Annotated in this window: 14 protein-coding genes; 7 read left to right on the forward strand and 7 right to left on the reverse strand. The window is 71.8% G+C overall.

Features of this window, described 5'->3' with window-relative positions; genetic code table 11:
• Positions 1-39 precede the first annotated feature (39 nt).
• From ACWD0F_RS05375 to ACWD0F_RS05390, 4 genes are all read left to right on the forward strand, one after another.
• Complete coding sequence (locus ACWD0F_RS05375) at positions 40-816, forward strand: tRNA-dependent cyclodipeptide synthase (protein ID WP_449872674.1); 777 nt, start codon at positions 40-42, stop codon at positions 814-816.
• Positions 813-1,352, forward strand: coding sequence for a nitroreductase family protein (locus ACWD0F_RS05380; RefSeq protein WP_449872675.1), 540 nt, complete (start codon positions 813-815; stop codon positions 1,350-1,352). Before ACWD0F_RS05375 ends, ACWD0F_RS05380 begins: the two co-directional genes overlap by 4 nt.
• Complete coding sequence (locus ACWD0F_RS05385) at positions 1,336-1,659, forward strand: DUF6092 family protein (protein WP_449872676.1); 324 nt, start codon at positions 1,336-1,338, stop codon at positions 1,657-1,659. The genes ACWD0F_RS05380 and ACWD0F_RS05385 overlap by 17 nt, the downstream gene beginning before the upstream one ends.
• 118 nt (positions 1,660-1,777) lie before the next feature.
• Positions 1,778-2,458 carry an alpha/beta fold hydrolase gene (locus ACWD0F_RS05390; RefSeq protein WP_449872677.1) on the forward strand — a complete coding sequence of 227 codons (681 nt, stop codon included), beginning with the start codon at positions 1,778-1,780 and terminating at the stop codon, positions 2,456-2,458.
• Here the strand turns inward: ACWD0F_RS05390 and ACWD0F_RS05395 are convergent, their stop codons facing one another.
• Entirely contained in the window at positions 2,459-3,676 is a 1,218-nt protein-coding gene (locus ACWD0F_RS05395) for an MFS transporter (RefSeq protein WP_449872678.1), read from the reverse strand.
• 128 nt (positions 3,677-3,804) lie between these two features.
• Between ACWD0F_RS05395 and ACWD0F_RS05400 the strand changes: the two genes are divergently transcribed.
• Positions 3,805-4,692, forward strand: a complete 888-nt coding sequence (locus ACWD0F_RS05400) for a LysR family transcriptional regulator (RefSeq protein WP_449872679.1) — start codon at positions 3,805-3,807, stop codon at positions 4,690-4,692.
• Between the two features lie 11 nt (positions 4,693-4,703).
• On the opposite strand, the gene ACWD0F_RS05405 is transcribed toward ACWD0F_RS05400, so the two are convergent.
• Positions 4,704-7,487 carry an ATP-binding protein gene (locus tag ACWD0F_RS05405; RefSeq protein ID WP_449872680.1) on the reverse strand — a complete coding sequence of 928 codons (2,784 nt, stop codon included), beginning with the start codon at positions 7,485-7,487 and terminating at the stop codon, positions 4,704-4,706.
• Positions 7,488-7,620: 133 nt separating this feature from the next.
• Here ACWD0F_RS05405 and ACWD0F_RS05410 point away from each other — a divergent pair, with 133 nt between their 5' ends.
• Positions 7,621-8,400 carry an alpha/beta fold hydrolase gene (locus ACWD0F_RS05410; protein WP_449872681.1) on the forward strand — a complete coding sequence of 260 codons (780 nt, stop codon included), beginning with the start codon at positions 7,621-7,623 and terminating at the stop codon, positions 8,398-8,400.
• Positions 8,401-8,408: 8 nt separating this feature from the next.
• On the opposite strand, the gene ACWD0F_RS05415 is transcribed toward ACWD0F_RS05410, so the two are convergent.
• A complete protein-coding gene (locus tag ACWD0F_RS05415; protein WP_449872682.1) occupies positions 8,409-10,445 on the reverse strand; it encodes a BTAD domain-containing putative transcriptional regulator in 2,037 nt (678 codons plus the stop codon).
• A gap of 229 nt (positions 10,446-10,674) precedes the next feature.
• Positions 10,675-10,833 (reverse strand): hypothetical protein, encoded by a 159-nt coding sequence (locus tag ACWD0F_RS05420; RefSeq protein WP_449872683.1) that lies wholly within the window; start codon positions 10,831-10,833, stop codon positions 10,675-10,677.
• A gap of 181 nt (positions 10,834-11,014) precedes the next feature.
• On the opposite strand from ACWD0F_RS05420, the gene ACWD0F_RS05425 reads away from it, so the two are divergent.
• Entirely contained in the window at positions 11,015-13,897 is a 2,883-nt protein-coding gene (locus ACWD0F_RS05425) for a BTAD domain-containing putative transcriptional regulator (RefSeq protein ID WP_449872684.1), read from the forward strand.
• Between the two features lie 49 nt (positions 13,898-13,946).
• Here the strand turns inward: ACWD0F_RS05425 and ACWD0F_RS05430 are convergent, their stop codons facing one another.
• Genes ACWD0F_RS05430 through ACWD0F_RS05440 form a run of 3 tightly spaced genes read right to left on the reverse strand, consistent with a single transcriptional unit; the run spans position 13,947 to position 18,341 of the window.
• Positions 13,947-15,632 (reverse strand): ABC transporter transmembrane domain-containing protein, encoded by a 1,686-nt coding sequence (locus tag ACWD0F_RS05430; protein ID WP_449872685.1) that lies wholly within the window; start codon positions 15,630-15,632, stop codon positions 13,947-13,949.
• Complete coding sequence (locus ACWD0F_RS05435; protein WP_449872686.1) at positions 15,629-17,425, reverse strand: ABC transporter ATP-binding protein; 1,797 nt, start codon at positions 17,423-17,425, stop codon at positions 15,629-15,631. Before ACWD0F_RS05435 ends, ACWD0F_RS05430 begins: the two co-directional genes overlap by 4 nt.
• A 16-nt stretch (positions 17,426-17,441) precedes the next feature.
• Positions 17,442-18,341, reverse strand: coding sequence for an iron-siderophore ABC transporter substrate-binding protein (locus ACWD0F_RS05440; RefSeq protein WP_449872687.1), 900 nt, complete (start codon positions 18,339-18,341; stop codon positions 17,442-17,444).
• Positions 18,342-18,608 lie beyond the last annotated feature (267 nt).

The raw sequence follows: 18,608 nt of genomic DNA on the forward strand, positions 1-18,608 counted from the left end.
TACTTTGCGTATTCTTGGTCATGAACGGGGGATCAGAACATGGATGGGACGCGGGCCGGCCGCGGGCGAGATGCCTTCGCGGTCGAGCCTTATACCGACAACTGCCGGGATGTCTGTGAGCGGGCGGAGCACGTCCTCGTGGGGGTCAGCCCCGGCAACGGCTACTTCAACAAGGAACGCCTGACGGCTCTGCTGCGCTGGGTCCACGCGGTCTTCGCCCGCGTGGACGTCATCGTGCCCGACGCGTCGCTCGTGCACACCTACCAGGCCATCGGCCACGATCGCGACCTCGCCCTGAAATACGCGCGCCAGAAGTCGAGCCAGATGTGCCGCAGGATCGCCCGCGCGCGCGAGGGCGCGGGCATCGGGCCGGACGCCGGGCCGATCCGGCTGCTGTCGGAGTTCGCCGGACACTCCCACTACCAGCGGCTGCGCGCCCAGGCGGACGTGGCCATCGCCGTCGACCCGGCGCTCCGGCAGGTGCTCTTCGACGGCAGCCGCAAGGTCCTGCTCGGCCATCTGAAGGGCGCCGAGCCCCGGCAGCAGCAGATCGAGGAAGGCATGCGCTATCTGACCGCGGAGATGCCGCTCTGCATGGACACCCCCGTCATCATGGGTGTCCCGAGCTCGGTGGCCGTCTATCACCAGGTGCTGCCCTTCGTCACGCAGATGTACGCCTCCGAGCACCTGACCATCTCGCCGCTGCAGGCCCACGCCGTGCTGCGGCCGGCCGCAGCGACGCCGGGCGCGCGCGACGGGTCGAAGGCCTCCCGGCCGGTCGTGCCGCCCGCCGGCGGGGGAGAGAGCCGACGGTGACCGCCACCCCCCGGACGCCGGACGTGCTCGGGGTCATCCGGACGCGTACGGTCGTCCGCCAGTACACGGCGGAGCCGGTCTCCGACGCCACCGTGCGGACCCTGGTGGCGGCCATGACGGCGGCCCCGTCCGCCTCCAACCTGCAAGCGTGGGCGTTCGTCGTCGTACGCGACCAGGCCAGGGTGCGCTCGGTACGGGCCTTCGCCCCGGGCATGGTGGGGCGTCCCGCCCTCGTCCTGGTCGCCTGCCTCGACCACTCCGGCTACGGCGAGGAGGTCCACCCACGGCAGGTGGGGAGGTTGTGCGTGGCCATGGCCGTGCAGAACTTCCTGCTCGCCGCGCACGCCCTGGGGCTGGGCGCCTGTCCGGCCTCCAGCTTCCTGGCCGCCCCGATCCGGCTCCTGCTGGACATGCCGCCCCATCTGGAGCCCGTCCTGCTCGTGTCCGCGGGATACCCGGCGGTCACGTCCCCGCCCTCCCCGCCCTCCCCGCGCCGCGCCCTGCATGAGGTGGTCCACCATGACGGTTGTGCCTGACGTCCCCTACCAGAGCCCGGGCGTGGAACTCGCCCGGCTGGCCGCCCGGCTGCTGAGCGGCGGCCGGGCCCTGGCCGACGAACCCCGCGACTACGCCGTCGCCCGGCTGATGAGCGCCGCTCACGAGTTGCTGAGGCTGGCGGACGCCCACGGTCTCGTCAATCCGCACTTCGCCGGCGTTCGGGTCCGGCTCGACGAGTTCTTCGAGGTGATGTCGGGTGACGCCGACGTGCCAGGGCTCCTCGACGAGTTGTGCCTGTCACTCGCCCGAGGTCTGAAGGAGGCGACGGAGCCAACCGGACGCTGATTGTCCGGAACCGGTCCTAAGGTGAGGTCAGTGACCGAGTTCCCCGACCAGGACACCCGCGGGAACACCGGCTCTATGCCGAACGGGATTTGACCGCGCTGGAGAGAGAACACTGATCATGGACATCTTGCTTATCGCCGGCCTGTGGCTCGACGGATCCGCCTGGGACGACATCGTGCCCCCGCTCAAGGCACTCGGCCACCGCCCTGTGCCGCTCACCCTTCCCGGGCAGGGTGACGGATCCGCCTCGGCCACGCTCGGCGACCAGGTGGCGGCGGTGCTCGCCGCCGTGGACGCGGCGGACGGAAAGCCCATGGTGGTGGGGCACTCCGCCGCCTGCACGCTGGCTTGGCTGGCCGCCGACGCGCGACCGGAGCGGGTCGCCAAGGTCGTCCTCATCGGCGGCTTCCCGGCCGCTGACGGGCAGCCCTACGCCGACTTCTTCGAGCCGCAGGACGGCGTCATGCCCTTCCCCGGCTGGGGCCCGTTCGAGGGGCCGGACTCCGCCGACCTTGACGAGGAGACCAGGCGAAGCTTCGCCGCCGCCGCGATCCCGGTGCCCGAGGGAGTGACCAAGGGCGTGGTCCGCCTGACGGACGAGCGACGGTTCGACGTCCCGGTCGTCGTCGTGTGCCCCGAATTCACCCCCGCGCAGGCCCAGGAGTGGATCGACGCCGGTGACGTGCCCGAGCTCGCCAAGGCCGAGCACGTCGGCTTCGTCGACATCGACTCGGGCCATTGGCCCATGACCAGCAGGCCGGCCGAGCTGGCCCGGCTGCTGGCCGAGGCGGCGCGCTGATCAGGAACGGACGGCCAGTTCGTCATCCGGAGCGACGGCGCCCGAGCTCCTGCGGCCAGTGGTGAGCCGCAGGAGCAGCGAAGCCGCTGTCAGCGCCACCCCGAACCAGACGACACTGGTGACACCGAGCCGATCGGCGAACAGTCCGCCGAACAGCGCGCCCAGCGCGATCGAGGTGTTGTAGGCCATGGTGTTGAGCGACATCGCGGCCTCGAAGGTCTCGGGCGCCGCGGCGAGCGTCATGTTGACCTGGCACAGTTGCACGGCGCCGAAGGAAAGTCCCCAGAGGACCAGCGCGATGATCGAGCCGGCCGGGCCGTCGCCGATCGTCAGCAGCAGGAGCAGGGACACCACGAGTCCCACGCAGCCGGCGACGAAGGTGCCCCGCAGGCTCTTGGTCACCGTATATCCGGCGATGAAGTTGCCCACGGCGCCGCCGATGCCGAAAATTATCAGCACCACGGTGATGAAGACGGGCGTGGCGGCCGCGTTGGCCTCCAAGAACGGCCGTACGAACGTGTAGGCCCCGAAATGGCCGAGCACGAAGAACACGACGACGAACAGCACCAGGCGTAGCTGGACGTTCTTGAGCGGAAGCCCGAAGACTTCACGGACCGACACCGCGTTCGCCGACGGCAGCGACGGAACCATGGCGGCCACCGCGACGAACACCAGCACACTGAGGCCGGCCCAGATGAGGAACGTGGTCCGCCAGTCGGTGAGGCTCTCCAGGATCGTGCCCAGCGGTATGCCCACCACCGTGGCGATCGAGATGCCGGACATCACGACCGCGGCCGCCCTGCTCGCCTGGCGTTCCGGGACGAGGCGCATCGCCATGCTCACGCCGATGGCCCAGAACACGCCGCTGGCGAAGCCCATGATGAGCCGCGTCGTCAGGATCACCGCGTAGTTCGGCGAGACGGACGTGATGAGGTTCCCCAGCGCCAGGATCACCAGCAGTGTGGACAGCAGCGCGCGCCGGTTGACGCGCCTGGTCCAGGCCACGATGAACGGCACACCCAGCCCGGCTGAGATGCCCTGCAGGGTGACCATCAGGCCGGCGGCGCCCACGGAGATGTTCAGGCTGGTGCTCAAGGGAGTGAGCAGGCCGACGGGCATCAGCTCCGTGGTGAGGAAGACGAACAGACTGGCCGTGATCGCGGCGACACCCAGCCAGGCCCTGAGTGTTGAAAGTGGGCGTTCATCCTGTTGAGGCATGTCATCTTTCCGTTGGTTCTCGGCGCCGGCAGCGGCGCCGCTGGACGTGCCCCACAGTCTCGCCCGGCGACGATCGATGAGTCCAACACATGCTTGTCACCTCATCGATCTCGTTGGACGATAGATCCATGGAGCTCCAGCAGATGCGCTATGTCGTCGCCGTCGCCGAGACGGACAGCTTCACCCGGGCCGCCGAGCGTTGCCTGGTCGTCCAGTCCGCCCTCAGCCACCAGGTCGCGCGCCTGGAGCGGGAGCTGGGCGCGCGACTCTTCGAGCGCACCAGCCGCCGGGTGCGGCTGACGCCGGCCGGCGCGGCCTTCCTTCCCGCCGCCCGTCAGTGCCTCGACGCCGCCGAGCGCGCGGCCGCCGAGGTCGCCGCGGCGGTCGGCGAGGTACGCGGACGGCTCGCCGTGGGCCTGATCCCCACCGTCGCCGCGGTCGACATCCCAGGAGCCCTGCGCGACTTCCGGCACCAGTACCCGCACGTGCGCATCAGCCTGCGCGTGGGCGCGAGCGACGAACTCGCCGAGCAGGTCAGGCAAGGAGCCATCGAAGTGGCCTTCCTCGGGCTGCCGACCACGGCGCGACCCCAAGGCGTCAACGCCCGCGAACTCGCCAGGGACCGGCTCGTCGCCGTGGTCGCGCCAGACCATCCCCTGGCCGGAGAAGCAGCGGTCGACCTTCGCCGGCTCTCCTCCGAGGTGTTCGTGGACCTGCCGCCCAAGACGGCCGGGCGGGTGCAGTCCGACCAGGCCTTCTCAGCCGCCGGCCTCACCCGTGACGTCGCCTTCGAGGTGACCACGGCGGACTTCATGGCTCGGCTGGTCGGCCAGGGCCTCTGCGTCGCCATGCTCCCGTCCGCCTACGTGCCTCAGCTCACCGGCGTCACCACCATCGAGGTCACGGACGCGCCGGCCCGCGTCGAATACGTCATCTGGAGCCGCGTCGGCCGCACGCCCGCGGCGACCGCCTTCCTCGCCCTTCTCGACCTCCCGGCCCTGTCCGGCACGGACTGAAGCCGGTCGGCTCACCCGAGCAGCTCGTGCAGGGCGGTCCGGCCCTCTTCGGCGCGGTGCGGGAGCAGCAGCAGCGTGTGGGCTCGTTCCAGCCGGGCCTCGATGCCTTCCCACTGGGCGACCGAGGCCGTCAGCGCGTCCGGGTCGGCGTGCAGCCGGCCGGCGGCGCGGGCCAGGCACGCGGCGGCCCAGGGGTTCTCCCCGGCGGTCAGGGTCGCCGCCGCCAGCCGATCGGGGGCATCGGGCAGCCCGGCCACGACGGCCAGCTCGGCCCCCGCCGCCTGCGCGTACGCCTCGTAGCGTCCCATCGGGAACGTGCCGAAAGCCCGCTCGACCAGGGCCGCGGCGTCGCTCAGATCGCCTGAGTGCACGGCGTCCCTGGCGTCGACGAACGCGCCGAAGGAGGACAGGCGCGCATGTCCGGCCCGCGCGTGGTCCACCACCACGCCGGCTCGGTGCCGCCACAGGCGGAAGCCGCGCCGGTCGTCGAGCAGGCCGTAGGCGAGCGCGACGGCCGACACCGAAGGCAGCAGCCATCCCGCCGCGGGACGGCCGGCTCGTTCCCAGCCCTCCCACATCCGTGCGCCGTGGCGCAGGGCCGCGCCGAGGTCGCCGGTGAGGACGAGACCGGGGATCAGCCGGCTGGCGGAGATGTACGGGTGGTCGCCGACGAGGTCGTCGTTCACCATCAGCCGGCCGGCGGCGATCGCCGCGGGCAGATCCCCGGCCACGACCGCGTCGGTGCACGCCACGTGGAGGGTGTCGACGATCTCGATGGCCGACCGCGGGTCGTCGCGGTCCATGCCGGCCAGCAGCGCCAGCCGTTCCCTGATGTGCCGCCGGGCTTCGCCGTGCCGGCCGGCCCGCCCGGCGACGGTCGTCACCGCGTCGAGCGCCGCGCTGATGAGGACGGTGTCGCCTGTCGTCCGCGCGGCGGCGAGCGCCGTGGCGGCCAGGGCCGGGTCCGGGTCGAACGCGTCCGGTCGCGCGGTCCAGGCGGCCGCCGTGGCGAGGGCCGCCGCCACGATCGGATCAGCGGGGTCGCCGGCCTCGGTGGCCTCGGCGAGGTGCCGGCGGAGCCGCTCGGCCGGAATGCCCTCGGGGAAGGAGGCGAGGAACCGGCCGGCCGTCTCCACCGCGCGGGCCAGGGCGACCGCGCGGCCGTTCTCGTCACCCGCGGCGTGGGCCTGCGCCGCGGCGGCGAGCAGCAGGTCGAACACGTCCTGCCCTGAGATGGTGTCCAGGGAGCAGTCGGCCGCGCTCCGCAGATCCTTGGCCGCCTCGCCGGGAGCGGGCGCCCGGTCAGCCGCCTGCCGGTAGTGGCCCTGTGCCTCAGTCAGGAATCGGCGGGCGAAGGTGAGATGGCCGAGCGAACGGGCCAGGCGGTGCGCCGGGCCGCCCGGTCGTGCCGGGGCGGCGGCCAGCGCCGCCCGCAGGTCGTCGGCGACCGCGTCGAACTCCTGCCGCCAGCCCACGGTCACGTCCTGCCCGCGGCCTCCGACCGGTGCCACAGCCCCGGATCGGCCGCCGCCGGTGGCGATCAGGCGCTCCTCCAGCGCGGTCGCGGTGTCGGCGGCCCACCGGAGATGGAGTTCCCGGGCCGCGTCGTGCTCGTCGGCAGACCGTGACAACTCGCCGGCGAAGGCCCTGACGGTCTGCAGGAGCCGCCATCGGCTCGCCGTCCCGGGGCTGCGGACGACGAGGCTCTTGTCAACGAGCCGCCCCAGCACGTCGGTGATCGCACCGGGCTCGCCGCCGGCGGCGAGCGCCGTCGCGGCGGCCACGTCGAAGCCGCCGCGGAACATCGACAGCCGCCGGAACAGCGCCTGCTCCTCCTCGTCGAGCAGCTGGTAGCTCCACCCGAGCACCGCGCGCAACGACCGATGCCGCTGGTCGGCCACCCGGCCGCCGGCCAGCACCCGCAGGAGGTCGTCGAGCGCGACCAGCAGCCCGGCCGCCCCCAGAGCCGCACTGCGGGCCGCGGCCAGCTCGATGGCGAGGGGTATGCCGTCAAGGCGGGCGCAGATCTCCGTCAGCAGCGCCGGGTCGGCGCCGAACTCGGGATCGGCCGCGGTGGCGCGGTCGAGGAAGAGCGCCTCGGCGTCGGAGGTCAGCGGCAGCGGGCCGATCGGCACGGTACGTTCGCCGGGCACGCTGAGCCGCTCGCGGCTCGTCACCAGGATCCGGGTGCCAGGACAGGCGGCCAGCATCCGCTCGGCGAACCCGGCCGCCGCGTCCAGCACGTGCTCGCAGTTGTCGAGGACGAGCAGCGCCCGGTCGTGGCGCAGCCGTTGCACGACGGCCTCCTCCAACGGCTGCCGGGCTCGCTCACTGACCCCGAGCACCCCGGCCACCGCCTGCGTGACGAATCCGTCCCGCACCGGCACCAGGTCCACGAACGCCCCGCCCGCCGGATACGAGGCGCAGGTCTCCGCCGCGAGCCGGCTCTTGCCGACGCCGCCCGGCCCCAGCAGGGTGACCAGCCGGGAGACCTCGAACGCCGCCAGGACCGCCTCACGCTCCCGTTCGCGTCCGACGAACGAGGTCAGCGAGACGGGAATGCCCGCCGGAGACGCCTCCCGGAGGCCGTCGTCCGCCTCGTCGCCGGCCGGTCGTCCGGCCAGCGCGGCCAGCGACTGCCGGTCGGCCACTCCGTACTTGCGCAGCAGCGAGGCGACGTGGCTCTCGACCGTGCGGACGGAGATGTGCAGCCTGTTCGCGATCTGCGCGTTCGACAGCCGCGCCGCCACCGCCGCCAGCACCTCGGCCTCACGCTCGGACACTTTTCCGATCACCCGGACATCATCACGTACGTGCGGCGGAGATGGATCTCTCAGTGGCGCCTCAGTAGTGACCACGGATGCCCGGCCGATGCCGCCCGAAGCACACTGATCACGTAACCGACCAGCACAACACGAGGGAAACGACATGAACAAGGTCATCTCGCAGGACGGCACCGCGATCGCCTTCGACCGGATCGGGCAGGGACCGGCGGTGATCCTGATCGGCGCCGGTCCGAACGACCGGTCGGCGACCGCAGCCCTGGCCGAGCTGCTGGCCAAGGACCTGACCGTCTACAACTACGACCGGCGCGGCCGTGGCGACAGCGGTGACACCGCCCCCTACGCGGTGGACCGTGAGTTCGAGGACATCGAGGCGATCATCGCTGAGGCGGGCGGTTCGGCGCACCTGTACGGCACCTCCGGCGGTGGCGTCATCGCGCTGGAAGCCGCCGCCCGCGGGCTCGCCGTCGACCGGCTGGCGGTGTGGGAGGTGCCCTACATCCTGCCCGGCACCCGTACGCCGGTGCCGGCCGACTACCGCGAGCAGCTCGTGGCGCTGCTGGCCGAGGACCGCCGAGGTGACATGTGCGAGTTGTTCCTGACCGCGGCGGTCGGCTTGCCGGCCGAGTTCGTGGCCCCGATGCGGGACTTCCCGGGCTGGACGGCGATGGAGGCCGTGGCCCACACGCTCATCTACGACGCGGCCATCACCGGCGACTTCTCCCTGCCCGCCGACCGGCTGGCCGGGGTCACGGTGCCCACCCTGGTGATCGACGGCGAGACGATCCCGTGGATCAGCGACACGGCGCGGGCGGTGGCCGGTCTGCTGCCGGACGTCCGGCGGGCCAGCCTCACCGGTCAGCCCCACAACGTGGCCCCCGAGGCCATCGCCCCCGTGCTCACCGCCTTCTTCACCTCGGCGTGAGCAAGCGCTCAAGCGGGGACCGCCCGTGGCGAGCGGCTCTTCGGCGACGAGGGCGGTCGTGACTCCGAGCGGAACCCCCGGCCGTCGCGCTGCTTGGCCTGCTCGCTGAGCGCGGGCAGGCAGCCCATCGCCCGGCCGACGGCCGCGGCACGCGCATCGGCGGTCTCCTCCGTGTGAACGAGTTCCCTGGCGAACAGCCGTACCAGGTCATGGAATCCGTAGCGTGGGCAGCCGGCCGGGTCCTGGCCGAGCGGCCGGGCGAGTTGCGCGTCCACCAGGTGCTCGCACAGTTTCTCCGCGATCGGCGGCGGCACCTCGGCGAGCGCGGCCACCGTCCAGGCGGCGAACCCATCGGGCACGTCGAGCAGCCCCAGACGGCGAAAGGCGACCTTGGCCGCCTGGGGAAGATCCCGGTAGCTCAGCGCGAGGTCGTCCCGAACCTCCAGATCGGCATGACGCAGCTCGTCCAGGCGGCCCTGCTCGCTCTCCAGGCGGGCCGCCATCGCCGCCATCGTCCAGTCGCTCCTGGACAACACCTTGGCCGCGGCGATGCGCAGGGCGAGCGGCAGCCGGCCGCACAACTCGCCGACCTTTCGGTCCACGGCCCGCTCACCCGGCATCCGCTCGGCGCCCACCATCCGGCTCAGCAGTTCTTCGGCCTCCTGCGTGCTCAGGACGCCCAGGCCGAGGCAGCCGGCGCCGTCCTGGGCGACGAGCCCGCCCAGCGGTGATCGTGAGGTGATGATGACGCAGCAGGAGGCCGACCCCGCCAGCAGCGGGCGCACCTGCGCGGCCGAGGCCGCGTCGTCCAGCACGATGAGCACGCGCCGGCCTTCGAGCAGGCTGCGGAACAGCGCCGTACGCTCGTCGAGCCCGGCCGGGACGCCGGCCTGCGGCAGGCCGAGCGCGCGCAGAAACCTGGCCAGCACGGCTTCGGGGCGCAGCGGGGGCGCATGGCGGTCGTGTCCGCGCAGGCCGGCGAACAGGTGCCCGTCGGGGAACCGGCCGGCCACACGATGCGCCCACGACACCGCGAGCCCCGTCTTGCCCACGCCGGCCATGCCGTACACCACGCAGAGCGGCAGCTCCCCGCTGTCGTCCTGCCGATCGAGCAGCTTGTCCAGGGCGCTGAGCTCCCTGTGCCGCCCGGTGAAGGCCGACACCGCGGGCGGGAGCTGGGCCGGCCTCACCCTCGGGCTCGGCTGCCATCCGCCTGACGCCTCGCCCAGCCGGACCCTCGGGTTTGCTTGCCATCCGCTCGAAGCTTCGGCGGATCGTGCTCCCGTGGCGATCCACCGTACGCCGCTTCCGTCGCAGAGGATCTCCGCGTGCGTGTCACGGAGCACCTGCCCAGGCTCCAGTCCCAGCTCCTCCACCAGCACGGCCCGGCCGTGGTCGTAGACCTCCAGCGCCTCCGCCTGGCGTCCTGACCGGTGGAGCGCGAGCATGAGCTGCGCGCGGGTCCGCTCACGCAGCGGGTGCTCGGCCACCGACACACCGAGCACCCCCACCAGCTCACGATGCCTGCCGAGCTCCAGCTCCGCCTCGGCCCAGTCCTCCAGCACGCTCAGCCGCAGCTCCTCCCATCGGCCGGCGACCACCCGCAGGGGCCGGCTGCTGATCCCCGACAGGACCTGCCCGCGCCACAACCCGAGTGTCTCGCGCAGCAGCGCGGCCTTGCGGGCGGGTGGCGCGTGGCGCGCCTGTGCCAGATTCACCTCCACCTGGTGGGCGTCGAGATCGGCGGTGCGGATCCGATAGCCGGACGCCACGGTCTCGATCAGCTCGGGATCGCCGCCGGCCGCACGGAGGGCCTTGCGCAGGGCGGACACGGCGATCATCACCTGGTTCCGTCCTGAAGCCGGCGGCTCATCCCCCCACACCTGGTCGATGAGCCGCTCCATGGGCACGATCCGTCCGCCGGCCAGGAGCAGCGCCGCGAGCGTGGCCGGCGCCCGCGACCCGCCCAAGTGGACCGGACGGCCGCCGACGGTCACGACCAGCGGCCCCAGGATGCCGAACCATGTCCGTGAAGTCAGTGCCATCGGTGAAGCGACGATTTCGCGCATGACGACGATCCCCCTGGTGCCGGCTCTGGTACGCGGCGATACGACAGGCGCCCCCTGGCAACCCGGCCGCTGGAAACAATGGAGCGATGGTCCGTACCGGCCTCGCTCAAGCCTCTGTACTCGTGATGGCATAACGCGGAGAACGCAGCGGGAGAACCCTGGAGCTTCGTGAACGACCGCTGGATCCCTACGGTGGCCGGCCGCCCTAGGGGCAGCTCCAGTCGTGCTCGCCGCCTTGGCAATCGCCCGCCTGGACGCTGATAGACGCCTGCGCGCGGGAGTCGAGGTAAGCGGCGGCCCCGGCGGTCGCCCCCGCGACCGCCGAGAGCGCCAGCAGCAGAGCTGCGAGCTTGTGCTTGAACATGGAAAGGCCTTTCTTTCCTGATGTCGGTGATCACGGAGTATGCTGCCAAAACCCGATTTCAGTTCGTTTACAGCGAATTGATAGGGCGCTCGCCACACTCGGGCAGGCAGCGTGTGCCTGGGGGATACGAATGCCGCACCACAATGAACACGTCAAACCGACGATCAGCATTCTTGGGCCTTTGGAAGTCAGGATCGCGGAACGCGAGATGGCCGTTCCGGGGCGCAACGGTCCCTGGTTGCTGGCCGGAATGGCCCTCGGAGCCGGCCGTCCGGTGCCGGAAGACCGGCTGATCGAGTGGGCGTGGGGGCCGGCCGGGGCGAGCGTGGGCGCGCTGCGCACGGGGATCTCCCGCATCCGCACCTGGTTACGCGACCAGATGTCGCTGCCCGACGCCATCGAGCTGACCGGTCACGGCTACCGGCTGGACATCGCGCAGGTCCGGCTGGACGCCGCCCGTTTCCTGGAGCTGACCAAGGCGGCGGCGACCGAGCACGACGCCACGCGCCGGGTCGGCCTGCTCCAGCAGGCGCTGGCGGAGTGGCGGGCCCCCGTTCTGCTCGGCGCCCCCGAGGGCTTACGCGCGTGCCCCGAGGCTCATCGGCTGGAGACGGCGCACCTGACGTGCGTGATGAACCTGGCAGACCTCGCGCTCGCCCTGGGCAAGCCGGAAGAGGTGGTCGATCACATGACGGCCCTGGCCGGGCGGCATCCTTACGACGAGCGGCTGCACGCGCGCCTCATCACGGTTCTGGGCGCGTCCGGGCGCCGGGCGCAGGCGCTGCGCTGGTTCGAGGCCACCAGGAGGAGGCTCGCGGACGAGCTCGGGGTCGATCCTTCGCCTGAACTCCGTGCCGCCCACGCCGCACTGCTGGCGGAGGAGGCGAGCGCCGGCGGCCAGAAGACGGCCCGTCCGGCGGCGCCGAACATGCTTCCGCCAGACGTGACGGACTACACCGGGAACGACGGCCTCCGCCAGGAGTTGCGGCGCTACCTGGATGACGCGCGCAGGAACACCGTGGCGATCGTGGCGGTCTCGGGCATGGGCGGCATCGGCAAGACCGCGCTCGCGCTGCATCTGGCGTACGAGGTGCGCGTCCGCTTCCCCGACGGGCAGTTGTACCTGGACCTGCACGGCACCGGAACGCAGGCCGAGCCGGTCGATCCGAGCGAAGCGCTCAGCCGTTTCCTGCGGATTCTGGGCGTGGGCGGCGACTCGATCCCACCGACGCTCGACGAGCGAGCCGAGCTGTTCCGCACGCTGATGTGCGATCGCCGGACGCTGATCATCCTGGACAACGCGTCCGACGCGGCCCAGGTCATGCCGGTGCTGCCGGGCAGCCCGTCCTGCGCCGTCATCGTCACCAGCCGCAGGCCCATGGGAGCGCTTGCCGGAGCGCGGCAGGTGGACCTCGACGTGCTCAGCCCGTCGCAGGCCGCGACCCTGCTGGAGCGGATCGTCGGCCGGGAGCGGCTGGCCCGCGACCCCGTCGCGGCCAGGACACTGCCGTCCCTGTGCGGTCACCTTCCGCTGGCCCTGCGCATCGCCGGCGCCCGGCTGGCGGCCAAGCGGCACTGGACCGCCGCCACGCTCGTGGCGCATCTCAGCGACGAGCGGCGCAGGCTGGACGAGTTCGCTTACGGGCCGCTGCACGTGCGTGCCGTCTTCGCGCTCAGCTACCAGGCGCTGGAGCAGGAGCAGCAGCGCGCCTTCCGGCGGCTGGGCCTCATCGAGGTCACCAGCTTCCCCTCCTGGGTGGTCGCCGCGCTGCTCGACATCGACGTCGCCGAAGCGGACAGACTCCTCGAAACCCTGGTGGACGCTCAGTTGCTGCAGGTCGCCGCGACCGACTCGGCCGGGCGGACGCGCTACCGCTTCCACGACCTGGTACGCCTGTTCTGCCGGGAGATGAGCGAGACCGAGGACCCGGCCCAGGTACGCGACGACGCCGTCGGACGCATGCTGAGCTGCGTGCTGACGGTCAGCAGAGCGGCCTACAGCGTGTTGTACGGCGGCGAGCACCAGATCGTCCGCGGTTCCCCCAAGCGCTGGCACCTGCCCGCCGGCTACGTGGCGCAGCTCGTGGCCGATCCGGTGGAGTGGTTCGAGACCGAGCGGCTGACCATCGTCAACGCGGTGAAGCTGGCCGCGACCGCGGGGCACGAGGACCTCTCCTGGGACCTGGCCTACACGACCGCGATCTTCTTCTCGCTCCTGAAATACCTCGACGACCAGCACGCGACCCTCGAAATCGCCTACGCGGCGGCCGAACAGGTAGGTGACGTCCGCGGCATGGCGGCGGTGCTCCACTGGCGTGGGGCGCTGCACACGGACGAGGCGCGCTACGACCTGGCCACGGCCGACTTCGAGCGCTCGCTTGGGCTGTTCCAGCAGGCGGGCGACGTGCACGGCAGTGGCATCGCCCGGGCTTACCTGGCGATGATCGATCGTTTCGTGGGCCGCCCCGACCAGGCCATGACGCGTTACGTACGGGCGTTGGAGGAGGTGAGAGCGGCGGGAGACACGGGCGCCGAGGCGTACATCCTGCGGTGCGTCGCCCAGATCCACCTCGACCACGGCCGGCACCAGCTCGCCAGGGCCGACATCGAAGCCGCCCTGGCGATCTACGAGCCGCTGAACGCCCAGCGCGGCCTCGCGCAGGCCCTCTACTGGATGGGCAACCTCGAACTGCGGGAGAAGAGGTACGTCGAAGCCCGCGCGGCCTTCACCAGAACGCTGGCCGGCGTCCGCACGATCGGCGACCGGGCGGGAGAGGCGCTGGCTCTGTACGGCCTGGGGGTGGCGAGCCTGCGCCAAGGACTGCTGGTGGAGGCCGAGGCCGCGCTGACTCAGGCCGCGGACATCACCAAGAGCATCAAGAGCCTGCTCAACGAGGCGCGCGTCAGGACGGCGCTCGGTGAGTTCCATCACGTGGCCGGCCGGACCGCGGAGGCCGTCGCCGAGTTGGCGGCCGCTGTGGCGATCGCCAGGAGGATCGGCGCCAAGCCCCTTGAGGAGCAGGCCACGGACCTCCTGGACGAGGTCCGCGCGTCACCGGCGTGACCGGAGCCGCGGCGGGCTCCCGGCGGCCCGGACCCGGCGTGACCTCAGGTCACCGGGCCACGGCCAGGCGGTAGCCCTCGTCCGTGGCGAGGAGGTCGTGATGGGTGCCCTCCGCGGTGACGACGCCGTCGTCCAGGACGAGGACCCGGTCGGCCGCGTTCAGGAGGGCCGGGCTGCTGGTGAGCACGATGGTGGTGCGGTCGCGGCGGAGCCGCGCGAGGTTGCGCGCGATGAGCTGTTCGGTGACCGCGTCGACCGCTGTCGTCGGGTCGTGCAGGACCAGGATGTCGGCGTCGGCGGCGAGGGCGCGGGCCAGGGACAGCCGCTGGCGCTGCCCGCCGGAGAGGTTCGCGCCGCGGTCGCGGACGCCGTGATCGAGCCCTTCGCGGTGCAGGGCGACGACGTCGGTCAGCAGGGACGCCTCGACGGCCTCGGAGACCATCCGGCCGGCGCCCGCCGGGTCGATGTTCGTGCGCAGGGTGCCCGCGAAGATCTCCCCGTCGTACGGGTTCACCAGCAGGTGCTCGCGGACCGCCTCGATCGACAGGTCCGCGAGCTCCTGCCCGCTGACCCGCACCACGCCCTCGTAGGCGCCGGGCGGGACGTGCACGGCCAGGATCGAGGCGAGGTCGGCCGCCGCGCGCGGCTGGTAGCCGGCGATCGCCACGAACTCGCCGGCGGACACGTGGAACTTCAGCCCGCGCAGGGACCCGAACCGCACGCTGTCGACCTCAAGGTCTCCGCCTGGGGACGGGCGCCCCGGCCCCGGGGTCAGCACCGGCGGCGCGGCCAGCACCAGCGCCATCCGCTCGGCCGACGCGCGCGCGATCATCACGTACTTCGGCATCTCCGAGAACAGTTTGAGCGGCTCCATGATGAACTGGGCCAGGCCCACGGCCATGACGAGCTGCCCGATGGTGATCCGGCCGTTGAACGCCAGCCAGCCCGCCGTCAGGGTGACCGCGGTGGCGAGGATCGTGTTGAGGGCCAGCGCGGCGCCGGCGTACGCGCCGTTCACCTTGGCGACGGTGATCGCCTGGTCCTTCGCCTCGGAGCTGACCTTCCGGTAGGACAGGAAGCCCGCGTGGTTGCCGCCGAAGCCGTGCAGCGGGCGCAGGCCGGTGATCAGGTCGGCGACCTTCGCGCCCGCCCGCGCCACCCGGGCCTGCTGTTCACGGGTGCTGGCGCCGATCCGTTTGGACAACACGCTCAGGATCGACAGGATCGCGATGGTGCCCACGATCACCAGCACGCCGAGCCGGACGTCGGCCATGCCCAGCGCGACCGCCGCGATCAGCACCGCGACCAGCGAACTGATCAGCAGCGGCACCACTTCGATGATGTCGGCGGTCTGGTCGGCGTCCTCGGTGGCGATGGTCAGGACCTCGCCGGACTTGAGATCGACGTCCCTGGCCACCGGTTGCAGCCCGCAGGCCGCGACCCGCACCCGCCAGCGGTGCGCCTCGGTCGTGTTGGCCTTCTGCAGGATGCGCATCCCGAACCGCCACGACAACGACACGGTCGTGATGATCACGGCCAGCGCGGCGATCGACAACGCGAGAGAGCCGAGGCTGCGGTCCTGCAGCGTGTGCTCGACTATCAGGCCGAGCGCGATGGGGAAGGCGGTCTCGGCGGCCTGGTACATGCCCATGAGGACGGTGCCCCAGGTCATGGCGGCCGCGTTGCGCCGCAGTGCGGTCGCCAGGATGCCGGACCGGGACTCAAGCGGGTTCATCGTCGCTGACTGCCTTCTTGCCAGGCGCGCCACAGCCGCGCGTACCGGCCGCCGAGGGCCACCAGTTCCTCGTGCGTTCCCTGCTCCACCACACGCCCCGCGTCCAGCACGGCGATGCGGTCCGCCGCCATCGCCTGGGTCAGCCGGTGCGCCACCAAGAGCGTGGTACGCCCCAGGCACGCGGCCGACACGGCCCGCTCGAGCTCGGCGGCGCCCTGGCTGCCCGCCTCCGCGGTCGACTCGTCCAGCACCACCACCGGCGCCCGGCCCAGGACCAGCCGGGCCAGGGCGATCTGGGCGACCTTGGTGACGTCCAGCCGCTCGCCGCCCTCGCCGACCATGGTGTTCAGCCCGCCGGGCAGCGCCGCGACCCACGTGTCGGCGCCGGCCGTGCGCAACGCGTCCATCAGCTCGGCGTCGCTCGCCGCCGGCGCGGCCAGCCGCAGGTCGTCGGCGAGCGGACCGGAGAACACGTGCGTCTCCTGCGTCAGGATGCTCACCAAGGCCCGCGCCCCGGCCTCGTCCAGCCCGGCCAGATCGGTGGTTCCGACCCGCACCGACCCGGACTGCGGGGTCCCGATGCCCGCGATCAGCGCGGCCAGGGTCGTCTTGCCCGCGCCCGTCGCCCCCACCAGCGCGAGCGAACCGCCCGCCGGGATCACCAGGTTGACGTCCAGCAACACCGGCCGCTCGGAGTCGGGATAGCTGAAGGTCAGCCCCTCCACCGTCACCGGGTACGGCCCGGCGTCCGCCGGCGCGACGGCCTCCCGGCCCACCAGCCGTTCCTCCGTGGCCTCGCCCAGCACCCCGACCAGCCGGGTCAGGCTCGCGCCCGACTTCTGCGCCTCGTCGAAGGTGAACATGATGGCGCCCAGTGGATTGAACAGCCGGTGGAACAGCAGGGGGGCCACCGACGCCTCACCCAAGGTGACGGCATCGGCCTCCAGCAGGGCGTACCCCACCACGATGATCAGGACGAGCCCGATGAACTCGGCGCGGTTCTCCCTGCCGACGAACCGGCCGAAGAACCGGAACACCTCGACGCCGAGATCGCGCACCCGCCACGACTCGCGGGTGACCTGCTCGCGGAAGGAGTCCTCAAGGCGGTATGCCCGGACGGTGGCGATCCCGTTCAGGCCGCTGATCAACGCCTGCGCACGATCGGCCTGGGCCTCCCGCTGCCGCTGGTAGAGCGGCGCGGACCGGGGGAGATACCAGCGCAGGGCCAGCCAGTACGCGGGCAGCGCGCCGGCGCCCGCGAGGCCGAGCCGCCAGTCAAGACCGAACATGCCCGCCGTGGTGATGACGACCAGCACCCCCGCCGAGAACACGGTGGGGATGGCCGTCCGGATGCCCTTGGACACCACGGCCACGTCGTCACCGACCCTGGACAGCACGTCGCCCCGGCCGACCTGCTCGATCCGCGCGCTCGGCATGCCCAGCACCGCCTGAACGGTGCCCTCCCGCAGCCGCGCGAGCAACTCCGCGCCCAGCCGCCCGATCAGGTACGCCGACGCCGCGGTGGCCGCCGAGCCGAACAGCGCGGCGGCCACCATCAGCACCCCGAACGTGACCAGGATCGACTGCGGCTCACCCTCGACCACCCCGTCGACCACCTGGCCGAGCAGGAACACCGGCAGCACCCCGAGCGCCGACCCGGCCACCGTGGCCAGCACGGCGGCGGTCGTCAGCCAGGGCGCCTCGCGCGAGTGCGCCGTCACCCATCGGGTGGCCTCGCGTCCGGTCGCCGTACGCAGGATGGGCGAGGCCACGCGCGGGTCGGTGGTGCTCACACCCGGACCGGCATCTCTAGAGGGCCGACTTGACGAGCTCGTCGATCGCGTACGGCAGCGACAGCAGGGTGCCCTGCGACATGGCCGCGCCGATCGCCGGGCCCTCGCTGTCCAGCAGGTACGACACCTTGCCGCCCTTGACCGCGGGCAGGTTGGCGAACAACTTGAAGTTCTTCAGCGCGTCCTGGTCCGCCTGGTCGGCGATGACGAAGATGCGGTCGACGTCGATCAGGTCGATGCGCTCGGGGGACAAGACGGTGTAGAAGCTGCCTTCGGCGATCTTGTCGATCTCCGGCCGGCCCTTGAAGCCGATGCCCGTCACCAGCCGCCCGCGCACGTCGGTGGTGGTGAACGGCGCGACCGAGTCCTTGTACCAGGACGTCGCGACGGCGGTCTGGTCAGCGAACTCCGGGTGCGCCGCACGGGCGGCGTCGAGCTTGCCCTGAATGCCCTGCACCAGCTTGGCGCCTTCGTCCGCCTTGCCGAGCGCCTTGGCGATGTGCAGCGCGTTGTCCTGCCACGGCGCGCTGAACGGCTCCTTCTCGGCCTTGGTGCGGCCCACCGTCGGGGCGATCTTAGTGAGCCGGTCGTAGGCGGCCTGGTCGATCTCGGAGTAGACCGCGATGATCAGGTCGGGCCGCAGGGCGGCGATCTTCTCGTAGTTCGGGCCGGCGTCACCGTTGCTCATGATGACCTCGGGACGGGTGTCGCCCCACGCGTCCTTCACCCAGGGCCACTGGGTGTTGATGTCAGGAGTCTTGCCCGCCGGGTTCGGGTACTGGTCGACCATGCCGACCGGCTTGATACCGAAGGCCAGGATGGCCTGGTCGTCGGTGTAGCCGACGGAGACGACCCGCTCGGGCGCCTTGGTGATCTGCGTGGATCCGAACGCGTGCTCCACGGTGACCGGGAACACGCCGCCCGTGGTGGCCGCGGCGGTGGCGGCCGGCTTGTCCGCCGAGTCGGAACCGCAGCCTGTGAGGAGGCCGGCGCCAAGTGCGGCAGCGGACAGAACCGCTGCGAACCGCCGCAAGGTCTTCGTAGCTGTTGTTCGGTGGAGGGGCATCCAAAATCCCTTGCTTTCGTGCAATTCGCCGCAATCCCGACTAGGAGCAGGAAGACCGTAGCACGCGGGAATTAGGTGAGCCTAACCTTGGATGCCGAGATCGGCGGGGGCGCGGTC

This window comes from Nonomuraea sp. NPDC002799 (genome assembly GCF_053592075.1).

Coding starts and splice junctions, on each gene's coding strand:
- ACWD0F_RS05375 (WP_449872674.1), top strand. CDS start 40: ATGGATGGGACGCGGGCCGGCCGCGGGCGAGATGCCTTCGCGGTCGAG.
- ACWD0F_RS05385 (WP_449872676.1), top strand. CDS start 1,336: ATGACGGTTGTGCCTGACGTCCCCTACCAGAGCCCGGGCGTGGAACTC.
- ACWD0F_RS05390 (WP_449872677.1), top strand. CDS start 1,778: ATGGACATCTTGCTTATCGCCGGCCTGTGGCTCGACGGATCCGCCTGG.
- ACWD0F_RS05395 (WP_449872678.1), bottom strand. CDS start 3,676: ATGCCTCAACAGGATGAACGCCCACTTTCAACACTCAGGGCCTGGCTG.
- ACWD0F_RS05400 (WP_449872679.1), top strand. CDS start 3,805: ATGGAGCTCCAGCAGATGCGCTATGTCGTCGCCGTCGCCGAGACGGAC.
- ACWD0F_RS05410 (WP_449872681.1), top strand. CDS start 7,621: ATGAACAAGGTCATCTCGCAGGACGGCACCGCGATCGCCTTCGACCGG.
- ACWD0F_RS05415 (WP_449872682.1), bottom strand. CDS start 10,445: ATGGCACTGACTTCACGGACATGGTTCGGCATCCTGGGGCCGCTGGTC.
- ACWD0F_RS05420 (WP_449872683.1), bottom strand. CDS start 10,833: ATGTTCAAGCACAAGCTCGCAGCTCTGCTGCTGGCGCTCTCGGCGGTC.
- ACWD0F_RS05430 (WP_449872685.1), bottom strand. CDS start 15,632: ATGAACCCGCTTGAGTCCCGGTCCGGCATCCTGGCGACCGCACTGCGG.